This window comes from Methylibium rhizosphaerae, assembly GCF_006386545.1.
Taxonomy (GTDB): Bacteria; Pseudomonadota; Gammaproteobacteria; order Burkholderiales; family Burkholderiaceae_C; genus Pseudorivibacter; species Pseudorivibacter rhizosphaerae.
Genome location: NZ_SWAR01000005.1, coordinates 34,821 through 51,082, shown reverse-complemented (window position 1 = coordinate 51,082; position 16,262 = coordinate 34,821). Strand labels below are relative to the sequence as shown.

Here is a 16,262-nt window from a genome sequence, read left to right as displayed (position 1 = left end):
TCGGCCCGTGACGTCCAGGTTGACACACGGTGTCTCATGCTGCAGCCCCTCCGGTCGGCGCCCTGAACACCCAGCCCTTCACCGCCCGCCTGAACTCGGCCGACTGCATCAGCATCACGACGAACACCACAGCGGCCTTCACCACGAGGTTGATCTCGGGCGGCACGCCGATCGAATAGATGGTGGAAGTGAGCGTCTGGATGATGAGTGCGCCTACGACGCTGCCCGCGAGGCTGAAGCGCCCGCCGGTGAGCAACGTGCCGCCCAGCGTGACGGCGAGGATCGCATCGAGCTCCATCAGCTGCCCGGCGTTGTTGCCGTCGGCGCTCTTCACGTTCGAGCTCACCAGCAGCCCTGCCACCCCGGCGGTGAAGCCGCAGAAGGCGTACACGCACACGGTGATGAGCCGCTCGCGCACGCCGGCCAGCCGGGCCGCCGCGGGGTTGATGCCGATGGCCTGGATGAAGAGACCGAGCGCGGTGTGCTTGACCGCGACGTACAGGAACAGGAACACCGCCGCCGCGACGAACAGCGAAAACGGCAGGCCCAGCAGGAAGCCGTTGCCGATGAAGAAGTACGGCGCGTAGTAGACGGTGATGATCTGCCCGTCGGTGATGAGCTGCGCGACGCCGCGGCCGGCCACCATGAGGATGAGCGTCGCGATGATGGGCTGCATGCCGACCTTGGCCACCAGCAGGCCGTTCCACAGGCCGGCCAGCAGCGCGACGCCGAGCGCCGCCGCGATCGCGAGCCCCATCGGGAAGCGGCTCACATAGGTCTGCACGCCGTCCTTCACGACGAGCTGGCCGCCGATCATCAGCGCCGCCACGGCGGCCGAGATGGCCACCACCGCGCCCACCGAGATGTCGATGCCGCGGGTGGCGATCACCAGCGTCATGCCCAGCGACACGACGATGAGCGGCGCCGCGCGGTTGAGGATGTCGATCAGGCTGCCGTAGAGGTGGCCGTCGCGCCACTGCAGCTGCCAGAAGCCGGGGTTGAAGGTGGCGTTCACCGCGAGCAGCAATGCCAGGGTGGCCAGCGGCCACAGCAGCGGGTGGTTGAGCAGGCGATTCATCGGCTTCATGGTTCAGGCCTCGCCGGCGATGACGTCGCAGATCGCCTGCTCGCTGCTGCCGCCGGGCAGCTCGCCGGCCTTGCGGCGGTCGCGCATCACGACGATGCGGTCGGACAGCCGCACCACCTCGTCGAGTTCGGCCGAGATGAACAGCACCGCGACTCCGCGGCGCGCGAGCGCGAGCACCTCGTTCATGATCTCCTGCTTGGCGGCGACATCGACGCCGCGGGTCGGTTCGTCGAGGATCAGCAGCCGCGGCTCGGTGGCCAGCCAGCGCGCCAGCAGCGCCTTCTGCTGGTTGCCGCCCGAAAGCTGCGCGATCGGGGTGTCGAGGTCGGCGGTCTTGATGCCCAGCGCATCGACGAAGTGCTGGGCGATCACCGCCTGGCTGCGCCGCGACAGGCTGGGCAGCAGCCCCATGCGCGCCTGCAAGGCCAGCACGATGTTCTCGCGCACGGAGAGCTCGGCGACGATGCCTTCTGCCTTGCGGTCCTCGGGGCACAGGCCGAGCCGCGACCGCACCGCCTGGGCCGGGTGCTGCAGCTTCACCGCCTTGCCCTGCAGCAGCAGCTCGCCGCTGTCGGCGCGGTCCAGCCCGAACAGCAGGCGCGCGAGCTCGGTGCGCCCCGAGCCCAGCAGGCCGGCCATGCCGACCACCTCGCCGGCCTGCAGCGTGAGGTCGGTGGGCGCCACCTGGGTGCGCCGGCCCAGGCCCCTGGCCTGCAGCACCGGTGGCGCCTCGGCATGGTCGGTGCGAGCCGCCTGCTCCCGCGTCGCGGCGGTCCACTCGCGGCCGACCATTACCGAGATGAGCGCACCCATGTCGAGCTCGGGGGTCAGGTACTCACCCACCAGCTCTCCGTTGCGCAGCACGGTGATGCGGTCGGAGATCTCGTAGACCTCGGCCAGGAAATGCGTGACGAACACGATCGCCAGGCCCTCGCCGCGCAGCTGCCGCAGCACTGCGAAGAGGCGCTTCACCTCGCCTTCGTCGAGGCTGGAGGTCGGCTCGTCGAGGATCAGCACCCGGGCCGAAATCGCCAGCGAGCGGGCGATGGCCACCATCTGCTGCACCGCGACCGAGTAGCTCGACAGGAGGCGCGTCACGTCGATGTCGAGGTTGAGGCGCCCGAGCAGTGCGCGGGCGTCGGCGTTCAGCCTGGTCCAGTCGATGCGCCAGCCGCCCGCGGCACCCTTGCGCGGGTAGCGGCCGGCATAGATGTTCTCGGCCACCGACAGGTTGGGGCAGAGGTTCACCTCCTGGTAGACGGTGCTGATGCCCAGCCGCTGCGCCTCCAGCGGCGAGCCGGGCGCGATGCGGTGGCCGGCCAGCGTCATCTCGCCGTCGTCGGCGCTGTGCACGCCGGTGAGCACCTTGATCAGCGTGGACTTGCCCGCGCCGTTCTGGCCCATCAGCGCATGGATCTCGCCGGCGAACAGCCGCAGCTCCACGCCGTGCAGCGCCCGCACGCCCGGGAAGCGCTTGCCGATGCCGCGCAGGTGCAGCAGCGGCGCGGCCTCAGGCTTTGTTCTTGTTGTAGACATCGACGCACACGGCGGCCAGCAGCACCAGGCCCTTGATCACTTGCTGGTAGTCGATGCCGACGCCCAGGATGGACATGCCGTTGTTCATCACGCCCATCACGAAGGCGCCGATCACCGCGCCCATCACCTTGCCGACACCGCCCGAGGCCGAAGCCCCGCCGATGAAGCAGGCGGCGATCACGTCGAGTTCGAAGCCCAGGCCGGCCTTGGGCGTGGCGGTGTTCAGCCGTGCCGCGAACACGAGGCCCGCGAGCGCCGCCAGCACGCCCATGTTGACGAAGGTGTAGAAGGCCAGCCGCTCGGTCTTGATGCCCGACAGCCGCGCGGCCTTCTCGTTGCCGCCCAGCGCGTAGATGCGCCGGCCGATGGTGGTGCGATGGGTGATGAAGTCGTAGGCCAGCACCAGCACGAACATGATGACCAGCACGTTCGGCAGGCCGCGGTACGAGGCCATCAGCCAGCAGAAGGCCACGATGGCGGCGGCGAACACCAGGTTCTTCAGCACGAAGAAGGAAAAGGGCTCCTCGTCCATGCCGTGCGCGAACTGGCGCCGCCGTTCGCGCAGCCGCGCCCATACGAGCGCGGCGCCCACCAGCACGCCGAGGAACAGCGAGGTCAGGCGCAGGCTTTCGCCGTCGAGCGGGTCGGGGATGAAGCCCGAGCTCAGCCGCTGGAAGGCTTCGGGGAAGGGGCCCACCGACTGGCCTGCCAGCAGCGCCAGCGCCAGTCCCTTGAAGATCAGCATGCCGCCCAGCGTGACGATGAACGACGGGATGCGGAAGAACGCGACGAACCAGCCCTGCGCCGCGCCGATGAGCGCGCCCACGCCGATGCACACCAGCATGGCCGGCACGAAGTGCCAATCGTGGTTGACCATCAGCACCGCCGCCAGCGCGCCGATGAAGCCGGCCACCGAACCGACCGACAGGTCGATGTGGCCGGCCACGATGACCAGCAGCATGCCCAGCGCCATGATGACGATGTAGCTGTTCTGCAGCACCAGGTTCGTGAGGTTCAGCGGCTTGAGCAGCGTGCCCTCGGTGGCCACCTGGAAGAAACCCATGATGGCCACGAGCGACAGCAACATGCCGTACTCGCGGATGTTGTGCTTGAGGAAGCTGCCGTAGCGCTTGGACGCGATGACGGCCGGCGCCGCGGGGGGCTCGCCGCTGACGTGATCAGGCGTGGTACTCAACTGCTTTGTCCTTCTGGGCTGCGCGCATGATCGCGCGCATGATCGATTCCTGCGAGGCCTGCGGGCCGGAAAGTTCGGCCACGAAGCTGCCTTCGTTCATCACGTAGATGCGGTCGCACATGCCCAGCAGCTCGGGCATCTCGGACGAGATCATCACGATGCACTTGCCCTCGTCGGCCAACTGCGCCATGAGCGAATAGATCTCGTACTTGGCGCCCACGTCGATGCCGCGGGTGGGTTCGTCGAGGATCAGCACCTCGGGCTTGCCGAACAGCCACTTCGCCAGCACCACCTTCTGCTGGTTGCCGCCGGAGAGGTTGACCACCCGCTGCAGCACGTCGGCGCAGCGGATGTTGAGCTGGCGCTTCCAGGTGCTGGCCACCACGTATTCGCGCCCGCGGTCGATGACCGCGCGCTGCGACACGCCGGCCAGGTTCGCCAGGCTCACGTTGTGCTGGATGCTGTCTTCCAGCACGAGGCCCAGGCCCTTGCGGTCCTCGGTCACGTAGGCGAGGCCTGCGGCAATGGCCTTCTGCACCGTGCTCACGTCCACGCTGCGGCCGTTCACCCGCACCTCGCCGCTGATGCGGTGGCCCCATGAGCGGCCGAACACGCTCATCGCAAGCTCGGTGCGCCCGGCGCCCATGAGGCCGGCGATGCCGACGATCTCGCCGCGCCGGGCCTGGAGGTTCACGCCCTTGACCACCATCCGGTCGTCGTGGATCGGGTGGAACACCCGCCAGTCGCGCACCTCGAAGGCGACCTCGCCCGGCTGCGGCGTGCGCCGGGGGTAGCGGTCCTTCAGCTCGCGGCCGACCATCGCGCGGATGATGCGGTCCTCGCTCACCGTGTCGCGCCGGCAGTCGAGGTTCTCGACGGTGGAGCCGTCGCGCAGCACGGTGATCGAATCGGCCACCCGCGAGATCTCGTTGAGCTTGTGCGAGATGAGGATGCTGGCGATGCCCTGGGCCTTGAACTCCAGCAGCAGCGCCAGCAGCGCATCGCTGTCGCGTTCGTTCAGGCTCGCGGTGGGCTCGTCGAGGATCAGCAGCCGCACCTTCTTCGACAGCGCCTTGGCGATCTCCACCAGCTGCTGCTTGCCGGTGCCCAGGTGGGTGACCAGCGTGTTGGGCGACTCCGCGAGGCCCACCTTGGCCAGCAGCTCCTGTGTCTTGCGGTAGGCGATCGTCCAGTCGATGACGCCGCCGCGCGCCGGCTCGTTGCCCAGGAAGATGTTCTCGGCGATGGACAGCAGCGGCACCAGCGCCAGCTCCTGGTGGATGATGACGATGCCTGCCTCTTCGCTGTCGGCGATGCCGGTGAAGCGGCGCTCCACGCCGTCGAAGCGGATCTCGCCTTCATAGCTGCCATGCGGGTACACGCCCGACAGCACCTTCATCAGGGTCGACTTGCCAGCGCCGTTTTCACCCACCACGGCATGGATCTCGCCGACGCGCACCGAAAGGTTCACGTGGTCCAGCGCCACGACACCCGGAAAGGTCTTCCGGATGCCGCGCATGTCGAGCAGGGACGAGGGTTCCTTCATGGATGCGTGTGGTTCGCGTACTCCCTCTCCCGCAAGCGGGAGAGGGTTGGGGTGAGGGGCAGCGCGCCGCCCTCATCCCCCGCCTTCTCCCGCAAGCGGGAGAAGGAGCCAGGCACCTGCCTACTTGATCTGGCTTTCCTTGTAGTAGCCGCTGCCCACCAGCACCTGCTGCCAGTTCGACGCGTCCACGCTCACCGGCTTGAGCAGGTAGGAGGGCACCACCTTCACGCCGTTGTTGTAGGTCTTGGTGTCGTTGATGGTCGGCTGCTTGCCGGCCAGCACCGCATCGACCAGGTCCACCGTCACCTTGGCGAGTTCACGCGTGTCCTTGAACACCGTCGAATACTGCTCGCCGCGCAGGATGGACTTCACCGACGGAATCTCGGCGTCCTGGCCGCTCACCACGGGCATCGGCTGCTTCGGCGTGCCGTAGCCCACGCCCTTCAGCGACGACAGGATGCCGATCGACAGGCCGTCGTAGGGGCTCAGCACCGCATCGACGCGGGCGCCGGTGTAGTAGGCCGACAGCAGGTTGTCCATGCGGGCCTGCGCCACCGCGCCGTCCCAGCGCAGCGTGCCGACCTTGTCCATGCCCATCTGCTTGCTGCGCACCACCAGCTTGCCGCTGTCGATGTAGGGCTTGAGCACGCTCATCGCGCCGTCGTAGAAGAAGAACGCGTTGTTGTCGTCGGGCGAGCCGCCGAAGAGCTCGATGTTGAACGGGCCCTTGCCCTGCTTCAGGCCGAGCTTGTCGACGATGGAGTTGGCCTGCAGCACGCCTACCTGGAAGTTGTCGAAGGTGGTGTAGTAGTCCACGTTCTTCGAGCTGCGGATCAGGCGGTCGTAGGCGATGACCTTCACGCCCTTGTCAGCAGCCTTTTGCAGCGCGTTCGACAGCGTGGTGCCGTCGATGGCCGCGATCACCAGCACCTTCGCGCCCTTGGTGATCATGTTTTCAACCTGGGCCAGCTGGTTCGGAATGTCGTCTTCTGCGAACTGCAGGTCGGTCTTGTAGCCCTTGGCCTGGAAGTACTTGACCATGCTCTCGCCGTCGGAGATCCATCGCGATGACGACTTGGTCGGCATTGCGATGCCGACGGTGCCCTTGTCCTGCGCCAAGGCAGGTTGCAGCGCGGTAGCCAGCACCAGCGCGCAGGCCGTGAACAGAGAAATCAATCGTTTCATGTACTTGTCTCCTCGTTGTCGTGCAACGTCCCAACCGGCGGAATCAATACTTGCGTTTCGGGAACTCTTTCGCGGCCACGTCCATCGGGAAGATGGACTCCTCGGTGACGATGCGCTTGGGCAGCGTCTTGCCGGCCTTCAGGTCCTTCACCGCCTGCATCAGCTGGGGCCCGAGCAGCGGGCTGCACTCGATGCTGACGTTGAGCTTGCCGGCCATCATGGCCTCGAAGGCGCCCTTCACCGCGTCGATCGAGATGATGATGATGTCCTTGGCCGGCTTGAGGCCTGCTTCCTCGATCGCCTGGATGGCGCCGATGGCCATGTCGTCGTTGTGCGCGTAGAGCACGTTGATCTTCTTGCCCTCGGCCTTCAGGAAGGCTTCCATCACCTCCTTGCCCTTGGCGCGGGTGAAGTCGCCGGTCTGCGAGCGGATGATCTTGAAGCGCGGCTGCGCCTTGATGATCTCCTCGAAGCCCTTCTTGCGGTCGATGGCCGGAGCGGAGCCCACCGTGCCCTGCAGCTCGACGATGTTCACGTCACCGGTGGCCTTGTAGTTCTCGAGCAGCCAGCGGCCCGCCTTGCGGCCTTCTTCGACGAAGTCGGAGCCCATGAAGGTGACCCACAGCGACTCGTCCTTCTCGTTGACGGCGCGGTCGGTCAGGATCACCGGGATCTTCGCGGCCTTGGCTTCGCGCAGCACCGTACCCCAGCCGGATTCGACGACCGGCGAGAAGGCGATGACGTCGACCTTCTGCGCGATGAACGAGCGGATCGCCTTGATCTGGTTCTCCTGCTTCTGCTGCGCATCGGAGAACTTCAGGTCGATGCCTTGTTCCTTGGCGGCCGACTTGATCGACTCGGTGTTGGCGGTGCGCCATTCGCTTTCGGCGCCGATCTGCGAAAAGCCCAGCACGATCTTCTTCTGTGCCAGGGCGGGTAGCGGCAAGCCGGCGCTCATCGCGGCGGCAGCCAGGGAAGTCACAACGATGCGTCGGTTCTGGTTCATGAATGTCTCCTCTTTGTTCGACGGTGCATTGCGGGACGGAAAAACTGCGGTGTGGCGGAGGGCGGTTCCTTGCGGTGTGGGTCGTCAGGCCAGGCCGGCGTGCGTGTACGCCGTCTTGACCGTGGTGTAGAACTCGGCGGCATAGCGGCCCTGCTCGCGTGGGCCGTAGCTCGAGCCCTTGCGGCCGCCGAAGGGCACGTGGAAGTCCACGCCGGCGGTCGGCAGGTTCACCATCACCATGCCCACCTGCGCATGCCGCTTGAAGTGGGTGGCCTGTGCGAGCGAGGTGGTGCAGATGCCCGCACACAGGCCGAAGGGCGTGTCGTTGGCCAGCGCCAGCGCGTGTTCATAGCTGTCGGCGCGGATCACGCAGGCCACCGGGCCGAAGATCTCTTCGCGGGCGATGCGGTGCTCCGGCTGTGCAAGAAAGAGGGCCGGGCTCATGTAGTGGCCCTCGGTGTCGCGCTTCAGGCGTTCGCCGCCGCACAGCCACTCGGCGCCTTCGCTGCGGCCGATCTCCACATAGGCGAGGTCCTGCTCCAGCTGGGCCTGGCTCACCACCGGGCCGATCTCGGTGCCGCGCTTGAGTGCGTGGTCGGTCACCAGGGCCTCGGTGCGCTCCCGCAGCCGCCGCACGAAGCGGTCATGGATGCCGGCTTCCACGATGAGCCGGCTCGACGCCGTGCAGCGCTGGCCAGTCGAGAAGTAGGCGCCCTGCACCGCGCAGTCCACAGCGCGCTCGAGGTCGGCGTCGTTGCATACGACCAGCGGGTTCTTGCCGCCCATCTCGAGCTGCACCTTGGCGCGCCGCTCGGCCGCGCCCTTCAGGATGCTCTCGCCCACGCCCACCGAGCCGGTGAAGCTGATCGCGTCGACCAGCGGGCTGTCCACCAGCGTCTGCCCCACCATGCGGCCCGAGCCCATGACGAGGTTGAACACGCCGGCCGGCAGGCCCGATCGGCTGATGATCTCGGCCAATGCCCAGCCGCAGCCCGGCACCAGCTCCGCAGGCTTGAAGACGACCGAGTTGCCGTAGGCCAGCGCCGGCGCGATCTTCCAGGCCGGAATGGCCAGCGGAAAGTTCCACGGCGCGATGAGCCCCACCACACCGACCGGCTCGCGGGTCACGTCCACGTCGATGCCGGGGCGCACCGAGGCGAGCCGCTCGCCGGGAATGCGCAGCGCCTCGCCGGCGAAGAACTTGAAGATCTGACCGGCACGGGCCGCTTCGCCCACGCCTTCGGGCAGGGTCTTGCCCTCCTCTCGCGAAAGCAGGCGGCCGAGCTCGTCCTTGCGCGCCAGGATCTCGGTGCCGATCGCGTCGAGCACCTCGAAGCGCCGCTGCGGCGTGCTGTGGGCCCAGCTGTCGCGTGCATCGGCCGCGGCGCGGATGGCCGTTTCGGTTTGCGCCGCGTCGGCCCGCGCGAACTCGCCCACCACGTCGGCGAGGTCCGACGGGTTCTCGCTCACGCCGATGGTCACGCCGGTTTCCCAGCGCCCGTTGATGTAGTGCTTGAAGGTCATGACAGCACCCCGCTCGCCGAGTACGGCGATCGACCCTCCGAGAGGGTCGGGCCTTGCTTGGGGCGGCCCGGCGCGGCGGCCCGTGAATGTCTCGTGCCTTGATGCATCACAACACCTTCACGCCGCCCATGGCGAAAGAAGCTTCCTGCACCGCCAGCGTGTTCGACAGCGGCGCACCCAGCGCCGGCAGGTCGATCTCGAAGCGGTCGCCCGGCTGCACCCGCACGCCGTCGGCAAAGCTCAGCGTCGCGGTGCCGAAGAAGTGCAGGTGCACGTCACCCGGGCGGCGGTGCGCCGCGTACTTGAAGTGGTGGTACTCGAGGTTGGCCAGCGTGTGGCACATGTTGGCCTCGCCGGTGGCGAAGGGCTTGCTCCACACCAGCTCGTCGCCGCGCCACAGGCGGCTTTCGCCCTGCAGGTCGGCCGGCAGCGGGCCGCTGCGCAGCTCCGGGCCCATCGAGCAGGCGCGCAGCTTCGAATGCGCGAGCAGCAGGTAGTTCTGGCGCTCGGTCACATGGTCGGAGAACTCGTTGCCGATCGCAAAGCCGAGCCGGAACGGCGTGCCGTCGGGGCCGATCACGTACAGCCCCACCAGCTCCGGCTCCTCGCCGCCGTCGAGCGCGAAGCCGGGCGAATGCAGCGGCGTGCCGGGCGCGGCCACGATGTGGCCGTTGCCCTTGTAGAACCACTCGGGCTGCGCGCCCACCTGGCCCGCGGCGGGCTTGCCGCCTTCGAGGCCCCACTTGAACATGCGCATCGAGTCCGACAGCGCGGCTTCGTCACCGGCCACCTTCTGGTGCATCGCATCGCGGGTGGCAGCGCTCCCCAGGTGGGTGAGGCCGGTGCCGCTGACGAGGCAGTGGGCGGCGTCCGGATGGTCCAGCGGCGACAGCACGCGGTGGCCGGCCAGCAGATCGGCATAGGGCAGCGGCGCGCGGGGCCCGAGGGCGCCCTCGGCCACGCCGTCCAGCGGCAGGCCGCGGGCCAAGGCCACGCTCGCCAGCGCATAGGTCGATTCGAAACCTTCGACCACCCGCACCGTCGCGCCGCTGGGGCTCACGGCCCCCACGCGGCGCTGGCCCTGGTCGTCGAGGAACTGGATCAGGCGCATCTGTGTCTCCTGCAGCCGCACATCGCCGCCCTCGGCGACCTGCACGAACCTTGTTTTGGGGCGCATGGTATGGACCGGACAGATAACTGCCTAATAGTTTTTCGACCGGTTGACATATACGATTTGCGATAGCTCATGTCCGCAACCGTCCCTCATGGCCACGAATTACACCCACTGGTTCATCCGCGCACGCCTCAAGACCCGCCAACTGCTGCTGCTGGTCGCCATGGAGGAGGAGGGCAACATCAACCGCGCCGCCCAGGTGCTCAACATGACGCAGCCGGCGGCCTCGAAGCTGCTGAAGGACCTGGAGGACATGCTGGGCGTGCAGCTGTTCGACCGGCTGCCGCGCGGCATGCGGCCCACCTGGTACGGCGAGACGATGATCCGGCACGCCCGCATGGCGCTGGCGAGCCTGTCGCAGGCGCATGACGAGATCGAGGCGCTGAAGGCGGGGCGCTACGGGCAGGTCAGCGTGGGGGCGATCACCGCGCCCGGGCTGATGCTGATGCCGTCGGCCGTGGCGCTGGTGAAGCAGGAGCACCCCAGCCTGCGCGTCTCGCTGCAGATCGAGACCAGCGACGTGCTGATGGAGCGCCTCGCCCAGGGCAAGCTCGACATGGTGGTGGGGCGCCTGTTCGAGCGGCACGACAAGACCGATCTTCGCTACGAGGCGATGGTGGAGGAGCCGGTGAGCGCGGTGGTGCGGCCGGGTCACCCGATGCTGGGCGTGGCGCGGCTGGCGCTGCGCGACCTGGTGAGCGCCGGCTGGATCGTGCCGCCCTCAGGCAGCGTGCTGCGCCACCGCTTCGAGCTGATGTTCCAGGAAGAGGGGCTGGAGGCGCCCTCCAACCTCATCGAGACGACCGCGCTGCTGTTCATGACCAAGATGCTCCAGCAGAGCGACCTGATCGGCGTGGTGGCCACCGACGTGGCGCGCTATTACGCCGACCACGGGCTGGTGGCGCTGCTGCCCATCGAGCTGCCCTGCAAGATGGACGCCTTCGGCCTCATCACCCGCAGCGACCGCCTGCTGTCGCCGGCGGCGACGGTGATGCTGGAGGCGATCAAGTCGGCGGCTGCCGACACGTACGGACGAGGACAGGGCTAGTACATGTCGATGGAACCTTGCAAAATCGACATATTCAGGCGACATGTCGATCCGGCAAACATTTTTGCGACATAGGTCGATCGCCCGCCACTGGATCGACATATGACGTTTGACGCCTCGCGCCCCTACAACGAGCTACCGGCTCTGCCGCCTGCCGTCGAGCTGGAGTCACGCGCCGTGTTGAAGGCTTGCATTGCGGCGAGGGCGGCCATCGCGGAGCTCAAAGCGGCCGGGAGACTGATTCCGAACCAGGCAGTCCTGATCAACACGATTCCGCTGCTGGAGGCCCAGGCCAGCAGCGAGATCGAGAACATCGTGACCACAACGGACCAGATGTTCCTGTTCGCCGGTGCCAACGAAGGCGACGCCGATCCCGCGACGAAGGAAGCTTTGCGCTACCGGACCGCACTTTGGGAGGGATATCAGGCGCTGCGAGCCAGGCCGCTTTCGACCAACACGGCGATTCAGATCTGCCGCGCCATCAAGGGCGTCGACATGGGCATCCGCCGCACCCCTGGCACGACACTCAGCAACGACCGCACGAGAGAAGTGATCTACACGCCTGCGGAAGGCGAAGCGTTGCTTAGGGAAAAGCTCGCCAACTGGGAGCAGTGGATGCACGGGACGATTGCCGGAGCCGATGAAATCGACCCGCTGGTGCGCATGGCCGTCGGGCACTACCAGTTCGAAGCGATCCATCCCTTCACCGATGGCAACGGGCGCACCGGACGTGTCATCAACCTGCTCTACCTCGTCGAGCAGCAGCTGCTGGACATTCCGGTCCTGTATCTCAGTCGCCACATCCTTCGCAGTCGTACCGAGTACTACAGGGGGCTGCAGGCCGTCACGGAAGCCGGAGCGTGGGAGCCTTGGCTTCTCTACATGCTCGAGGGCGTCACCGCCACAGCGCGGTGGACCATGAACAAGATCGATGGCGTGCAGCAGCTTCTGCAAGAAACCGCCGAGCGCATCAGGCGTGATGCCGAGGCCATCTACTCGCGAGAGCTGGCCGAGCTGATCTTCGTGCGACCGTATTGCCGCATCTCCCATGTCGTCGATGCCGGCCTTGCGAAGCGTCAGACAGCGAGTACCTACCTCAAGGAGCTGGCGGCCATCGGCGTCCTGCAGGAGCACAAGATCGGGCGGGAGAAGCTCTTCCTGAACCCGGGCTTCATCGATTTGCTGAAACGCGACTGAGTGTCTCGTCTGCCTGCGACCCCGACAGCTCGGACTGAGACGGCTCCGCCGCGAACTCATACCGGATGCCGTGCCGCCACACCTCCCCCGGCTGCAGCCAGCACGAAGGCTGCGGCCATTCCGGGTGGTTGGGGCTGTCCGGCAGGTACTGCGGCTCCAGCGCCACGCCGGCACAGGCGCCATAGGGCTGGCCGTCGCGGTCGGGTATGCCGGCGAGGTACTGGCCGGCATAGAACTGCAGGGCCGGCAGCGTGGTGGACACGCGCATGTGCAGGCTGCCGTCGGCCGACTGCAGCACCGCAGCCGGCGCCGACGCGCCGGCGCAGTCGGCGTCCAGGAGAAAGGCGTGGTCGTAGCCGCCGCCGTGGGCCTGCTGGTCGTCGCGCAGCCAGTCGCGTTCGATCGGCTTGGCGGTGCGGAAGTCGAAGCCGGTGCCGTGCACGGCCGCCAGCTCGCCCAGCGGGATCAGCGCCTCGTCCACCGGCAGGTAGTGCTGCGCCGGGATGCACAGGCGGTGCCCGCGCACGTCGCCGTGCCGCGCATCGAGGTTGAAGTAGGCATGGTTGGTGAGGCACACCGGGCTGGGCGCATCGACACGCGCCTCGAAGGCGATCTCCACCGTGAACGGCCCGGCGATGCGGTAGCTCACCCGCGCTTCCAGGCGGCCCGGGTAGCCCTGGTCACCGTCGGGCGAGACGAGCGAAAAGCTCGCCTGCAACGCGTCGGCCTGCTCGACCTGCCAGCGCTGCGCATGAAAGCCGCCCGGCCCGCCATGCAGCTGGTGGGCCGAACCCGGCTGCGGCTCGAGCGCCCAGCTGCGCTCGCCGAGCCTGATGCGTGCATGCCCGATGCGGTTGGCATAGCGGCCGATGGTGGCGCCCAGGAAGGCGGTCTGCTGCGCCTGCACCTGCGGCGTGGGGCAGCCGAGCAGCACCTCCCGCCGGCTGCCGTCGGGCATGGGCACCCGGCACGACAGCCAGGTGGCGCCGAGGTCGGTGAGCGTGAGGGCCAGGCCCTGCGGGTGCTCGAGTTCCAGGCGTTTTGGGCTCATAGGCAAACCTTGTCGCGCGCTGCGCGTCAGCTCCAGCCGGCGTCGACCTTGAACTCCTGCGCGGTGCACATCCGGGCGTCGTCGGAAGCCAGGAACAGCACCATGCGCGCGACGTCTTCGGGTTGCAGCTTGTCCGGCAGGCACTGGTTGCGCGCGATCTCGGCTTCGCCGGCGGCGTCGAGCCAGAGCTTCAGCTGCCGTTCGGTCATCACCCAGCCGGGCGACACGGTGTTGATGCGGATGCGGTGCTCGCCCAGCGGCTTGGCCAGGCCGCGGGTCAGCCCGTTCACCGACGACTTGGCCACCGCGTAGCACGGGTAGGCGCCGCCCTTGGTCTGCCAGCCGGTGGAGCCGAGATTCACGATCGAGCCGCCGCCCAGCCGCTTCATGCCGGGCACCACCGTCTGGATGGCAAAGAACGCCGGGCGTTCGTTGATCGCCATGCGCTCGTCGTAGTAGTCGGGCGTCACCGACTCCAGCGTGTGCCGGTCGTCGCTGGCCACGTTGTTGACCAGCACGGCGAAGTCGCCTTCGAGCGCCCGGCCCGCCTCGGAAATGGCGGCCTGGAGGGCGGCGATGTCGCGCACGTCGCAGCGGCGCCACCACGGAGCGGGGGCGCCGGAAGCTGCCAGCCGCTCGGCCAGTTCGCGGCTGGCCGCCTCGGCCACGTCGACGAAGGCAACCCGGGCGCCCTGCGCCGCAAAGGCCTCCACGATGGCCGCGCCGATGCCCGAGCCGCCCCCGGTCACGAACACGCGGGCGCCCTGCAGGCCGGGGTAGCGGCCGGCCGCAGGCAGGGGTGTGGAAGTCATGGTCATCTCCTGGCTTGTCTCTTGGTATACGAGTTTTGGCATGTCACACGCCAATTTCTTTATTTTTCCAATATCAGTGTGCGGCCGTAGCATCCGCCGCGTCAAGAGCACAGACCGCCCGCGAGGAGACATGACGATGGATGAAAAGAAGCCGCCGCGCCGCAGCCAGGCCTGGTTCGGCAAGAACGACCGCGACGGCTTCGTGCACCGCAGCTGGATCAAGAACCAGGGCTACCCGCACGACCTGCTGGACGGCCGGCCGGTGATCGGCATCTGCAACACCTGGAGCGAGCTGACGCCGTGCAACGGCCACTTCCGCGAGCTGGCCGAGTTCGTGAAGCGCGGCGTGTACGAAGCCGGCGGCTTCCCGCTCGAGTTCCCGGTGATGAGCCTGGGCGAGACGCAGCTGCGGCCCACTGCGATGCTGTTCCGCAACCTCGCGTCGATGGACGTTGAGGAATCGATCCGCGGCAACCCGATCGACGGCGTGGTGCTGCTGATGGGCTGTGACAAGACCACCCCCGCGCTGCTCATGGGCGCGGCCAGTTGCGACCTGCCGACGATCGGCCTGTCGGGCGGGCCCATGCTCAACGGCAAGTTCCGCGGTGAAGACATCGGCTCGGGCACCGGCGTATGGAAGATGAGCGAGATGGTGCGCGCCGGTGAGATGACCCAGGAGGACTTCACCGCCGCCGAAAGCTGCATGCACCGCTCCAAGGGCAGCTGCATGACCATGGGCACGGCCTCCACGATGGCCAGCATGGTCGAGGCGCTGGGCATGTCGCTGCCCGAGAACGCGGCCATCCCGGCCGCCGACACGCGCCGCAACCGGCTGGCCCAGCTGACCGGCCGGCGCATCGTCGAGATGGTGAAGGAGGACCTGCGCATGTCGAAGATCCTCACCCGCACCGCCTTCGAGAACGCCATCCGCACCAATGCCGCGATCGGCGGCTCCACCAATGCGGTGATCCACCTGCTGGCGGTGGCCGGGCGCATCGGCGTGGACCTGAAGCTGGAGGACTGGGACCGCCTCGGCTCCGAGGTGCCGTGCCTGGTGAACCTGCAGCCGTCAGGCAAGTACCTGATGGAAGACTTCTGCTACGCCGGCGGCCTGCCGGCGGTGATGCGCGAGATCTCGCACCTGCTCAAGCTCGATGCGACCACGGTGAACGGCAAGACCCTGGGCGACAACATCGCCAACGCGCCGTGCTGGAACCGCGAGGTGATCCGCCCGCTCGACGCGCCCTTCAAGCCGGCTGCCGGCATTGCGGTGCTGCGCGGCAACCTGGCGCCCGACGGCGCGGTGATCAAGCCCTCGGCGGCTTCGGACCACCTGCTCAAGCACCGCGGCCGGGCGGTGGTTTTCGAAAGCATCGAGCAGTTCCACGAGCGCATCAACGACGAGTCGCTCGACGTCGACGAACACTGCGTGCTGGTGCTCAAGAACTGCGGCCCGCGCGGCTACCCGGGCATGGCCGAGGTGGGCAACATGCCGCTGCCGCCCAAGGTGCTGCGCAAGGGCATCACCGACATGGTCCGCATCTCCGACGCGCGCATGAGCGGCACCGCCTACGGCACGGTGGTGCTGCACACCTCGCCGGAGGCGGCCGCCGGCGGCCCGCTGGCGCTGGTGAAGGACGGCGACATCATCGAGCTCGATGTGGCCGCACGCCGCCTGCACCTGGAAGTGAGCGACGAGGAACTGGCGCGCCGCCGTGCCGCCTGGGTCGAACCCGAGCGGCCCAAGCGCGGCTGGTACAAGCTGTACGTGGACCATGTGCAGCAGGCCCACCTCGGTGCCGACCTCGACTTTCTTGTCGGCGCCAGCGGCGCCGGCATCCCGCGCGACTCGCACTGAGGTGCCTCGTTTCTTCGACCCTCTTTCAGACACCCAACGAGTC

13 protein-coding genes are annotated in these 16,262 nt (G+C 67.7%); 3 read left to right on the top strand and 10 right to left on the bottom strand.

Translation table 11 applies throughout. The features are described 5' to 3' along the window. Positions 1-34 precede the first annotated feature (34 nt). From E8D38_RS05720 to araD1, 8 genes are all read right to left on the bottom strand, one after another. Complete coding sequence (locus tag E8D38_RS05720) at positions 35-1,078, bottom strand: ABC transporter permease (protein ID WP_425462754.1); 1,044 nt, start codon at positions 1,076-1,078, stop codon at positions 35-37. A gap of 12 nt (positions 1,079-1,090) precedes the next feature. Next, positions 1,091-2,623 carry a sugar ABC transporter ATP-binding protein gene (locus tag E8D38_RS05715; RefSeq protein WP_140626781.1) on the bottom strand — a complete coding sequence of 511 codons (1,533 nt, stop codon included), beginning with the start codon at positions 2,621-2,623 and terminating at the stop codon, positions 1,091-1,093. Continuing rightward, entirely contained in the window at positions 2,598-3,764 is a 1,167-nt protein-coding gene (mmsB, locus tag E8D38_RS05710) for a multiple monosaccharide ABC transporter permease (RefSeq protein WP_246099378.1), read from the bottom strand. The genes E8D38_RS05715 and mmsB overlap by 26 nt, the downstream gene beginning before the upstream one ends. Positions 3,765-3,801: 37 nt before the next feature. Then, a complete protein-coding gene (gene mmsA, locus E8D38_RS05705; protein ID WP_140626780.1) occupies positions 3,802-5,364 on the bottom strand; it encodes a multiple monosaccharide ABC transporter ATP-binding protein in 1,563 nt (520 codons plus the stop codon). A gap of 120 nt (positions 5,365-5,484) precedes the next feature. After that, the gene (gene chvE / locus E8D38_RS05700; RefSeq protein ID WP_140626779.1) at positions 5,485-6,549 is read right to left on the bottom strand and encodes a multiple monosaccharide ABC transporter substrate-binding protein; all 1,065 of its coding nucleotides are present in this window, start codon (positions 6,547-6,549) and stop codon (positions 5,485-5,487) included. Between the two features lie 43 nt (positions 6,550-6,592). Continuing rightward, positions 6,593-7,555 carry an ABC transporter substrate-binding protein gene (locus E8D38_RS05695; protein ID WP_140626778.1) on the bottom strand — a complete coding sequence of 321 codons (963 nt, stop codon included), beginning with the start codon at positions 7,553-7,555 and terminating at the stop codon, positions 6,593-6,595. Between the two features lie 84 nt (positions 7,556-7,639). Then, positions 7,640-9,079: an aldehyde dehydrogenase family protein gene (locus tag E8D38_RS05690; RefSeq protein WP_140626777.1), complete on the bottom strand. Its 1,440-nt coding sequence runs from the start codon at positions 9,077-9,079 to the stop codon at positions 7,640-7,642. Positions 9,080-9,185: 106 nt separating this feature from the next. Further along, positions 9,186-10,190 carry an AraD1 family protein gene (gene araD1, locus E8D38_RS05685; RefSeq protein ID WP_140627054.1) on the bottom strand — a complete coding sequence of 335 codons (1,005 nt, stop codon included), beginning with the start codon at positions 10,188-10,190 and terminating at the stop codon, positions 9,186-9,188. A gap of 154 nt (positions 10,191-10,344) precedes the next feature. Between araD1 and E8D38_RS05680 the strand changes: the two genes are divergently transcribed. Then, positions 10,345-11,301, top strand: a complete 957-nt coding sequence (locus E8D38_RS05680) for a LysR family transcriptional regulator (protein ID WP_140626776.1) — start codon at positions 10,345-10,347, stop codon at positions 11,299-11,301. Positions 11,302-11,403: 102 nt separating this feature from the next. Then, a complete protein-coding gene (gene fic, locus E8D38_RS05675; protein ID WP_140626775.1) occupies positions 11,404-12,498 on the top strand; it encodes a protein adenylyltransferase Fic in 1,095 nt (364 codons plus the stop codon). On the opposite strand, the gene E8D38_RS05670 is transcribed toward fic, so the two are convergent. Continuing rightward, positions 12,473-13,549: a galactose-1-epimerase gene (locus E8D38_RS05670; protein WP_140626774.1), complete on the bottom strand. Its 1,077-nt coding sequence runs from the start codon at positions 13,547-13,549 to the stop codon at positions 12,473-12,475. The two genes, fic and E8D38_RS05670, sit on opposite strands and share 26 nt — an antisense overlap. Before the next feature lie 26 nt (positions 13,550-13,575). Further along, complete coding sequence (locus E8D38_RS05665; RefSeq protein WP_140626773.1) at positions 13,576-14,361, bottom strand: SDR family NAD(P)-dependent oxidoreductase; 786 nt, start codon at positions 14,359-14,361, stop codon at positions 13,576-13,578. A 130-nt stretch (positions 14,362-14,491) separates the two neighbouring features. Here E8D38_RS05665 and araD point away from each other — a divergent pair, with 130 nt between their 5' ends. Then, on the top strand, positions 14,492-16,219 hold the full coding sequence (gene araD / locus E8D38_RS05660) for an L-arabinonate dehydratase (RefSeq protein WP_140626772.1): 1,728 nt from the start codon (positions 14,492-14,494) through the stop codon (positions 16,217-16,219). Positions 16,220-16,262: the final 43 nt, after the last annotated feature.

Coding starts and splice junctions, on each gene's coding strand:
- chvE (WP_140626779.1), bottom strand. CDS start 6,549: ATGAAACGATTGATTTCTCTGTTCACGGCCTGCGCGCTGGTGCTGGCT.
- E8D38_RS05720 (WP_425462754.1), bottom strand. CDS start 1,078: ATGAATCGCCTGCTCAACCACCCGCTGCTGTGGCCGCTGGCCACCCTG.
- E8D38_RS05695 (WP_140626778.1), bottom strand. CDS start 7,555: ATGAACCAGAACCGACGCATCGTTGTGACTTCCCTGGCTGCCGCCGCG.
- araD1 (WP_140627054.1), bottom strand. CDS start 10,190: ATGCGCCTGATCCAGTTCCTCGACGACCAGGGCCAGCGCCGCGTGGGG.
- E8D38_RS05690 (WP_140626777.1), bottom strand. CDS start 9,079: ATGACCTTCAAGCACTACATCAACGGGCGCTGGGAAACCGGCGTGACC.
- E8D38_RS05680 (WP_140626776.1), top strand. CDS start 10,345: ATGGCCACGAATTACACCCACTGGTTCATCCGCGCACGCCTCAAGACC.
- E8D38_RS05670 (WP_140626774.1), bottom strand. CDS start 13,549: ATGAGCCCAAAACGCCTGGAACTCGAGCACCCGCAGGGCCTGGCCCTC.
- araD (WP_140626772.1), top strand. CDS start 14,492: ATGACGATGGATGAAAAGAAGCCGCCGCGCCGCAGCCAGGCCTGGTTC.
- E8D38_RS05665 (WP_140626773.1), bottom strand. CDS start 14,361: ATGACTTCCACACCCCTGCCTGCGGCCGGCCGCTACCCCGGCCTGCAG.
- E8D38_RS05715 (WP_140626781.1), bottom strand. CDS start 2,623: ATGTCTACAACAAGAACAAAGCCTGAGGCCGCGCCGCTGCTGCACCTG.
- mmsA (WP_140626780.1), bottom strand. CDS start 5,364: ATGAAGGAACCCTCGTCCCTGCTCGACATGCGCGGCATCCGGAAGACC.
- fic (WP_140626775.1), top strand. CDS start 11,404: ATGACGTTTGACGCCTCGCGCCCCTACAACGAGCTACCGGCTCTGCCG.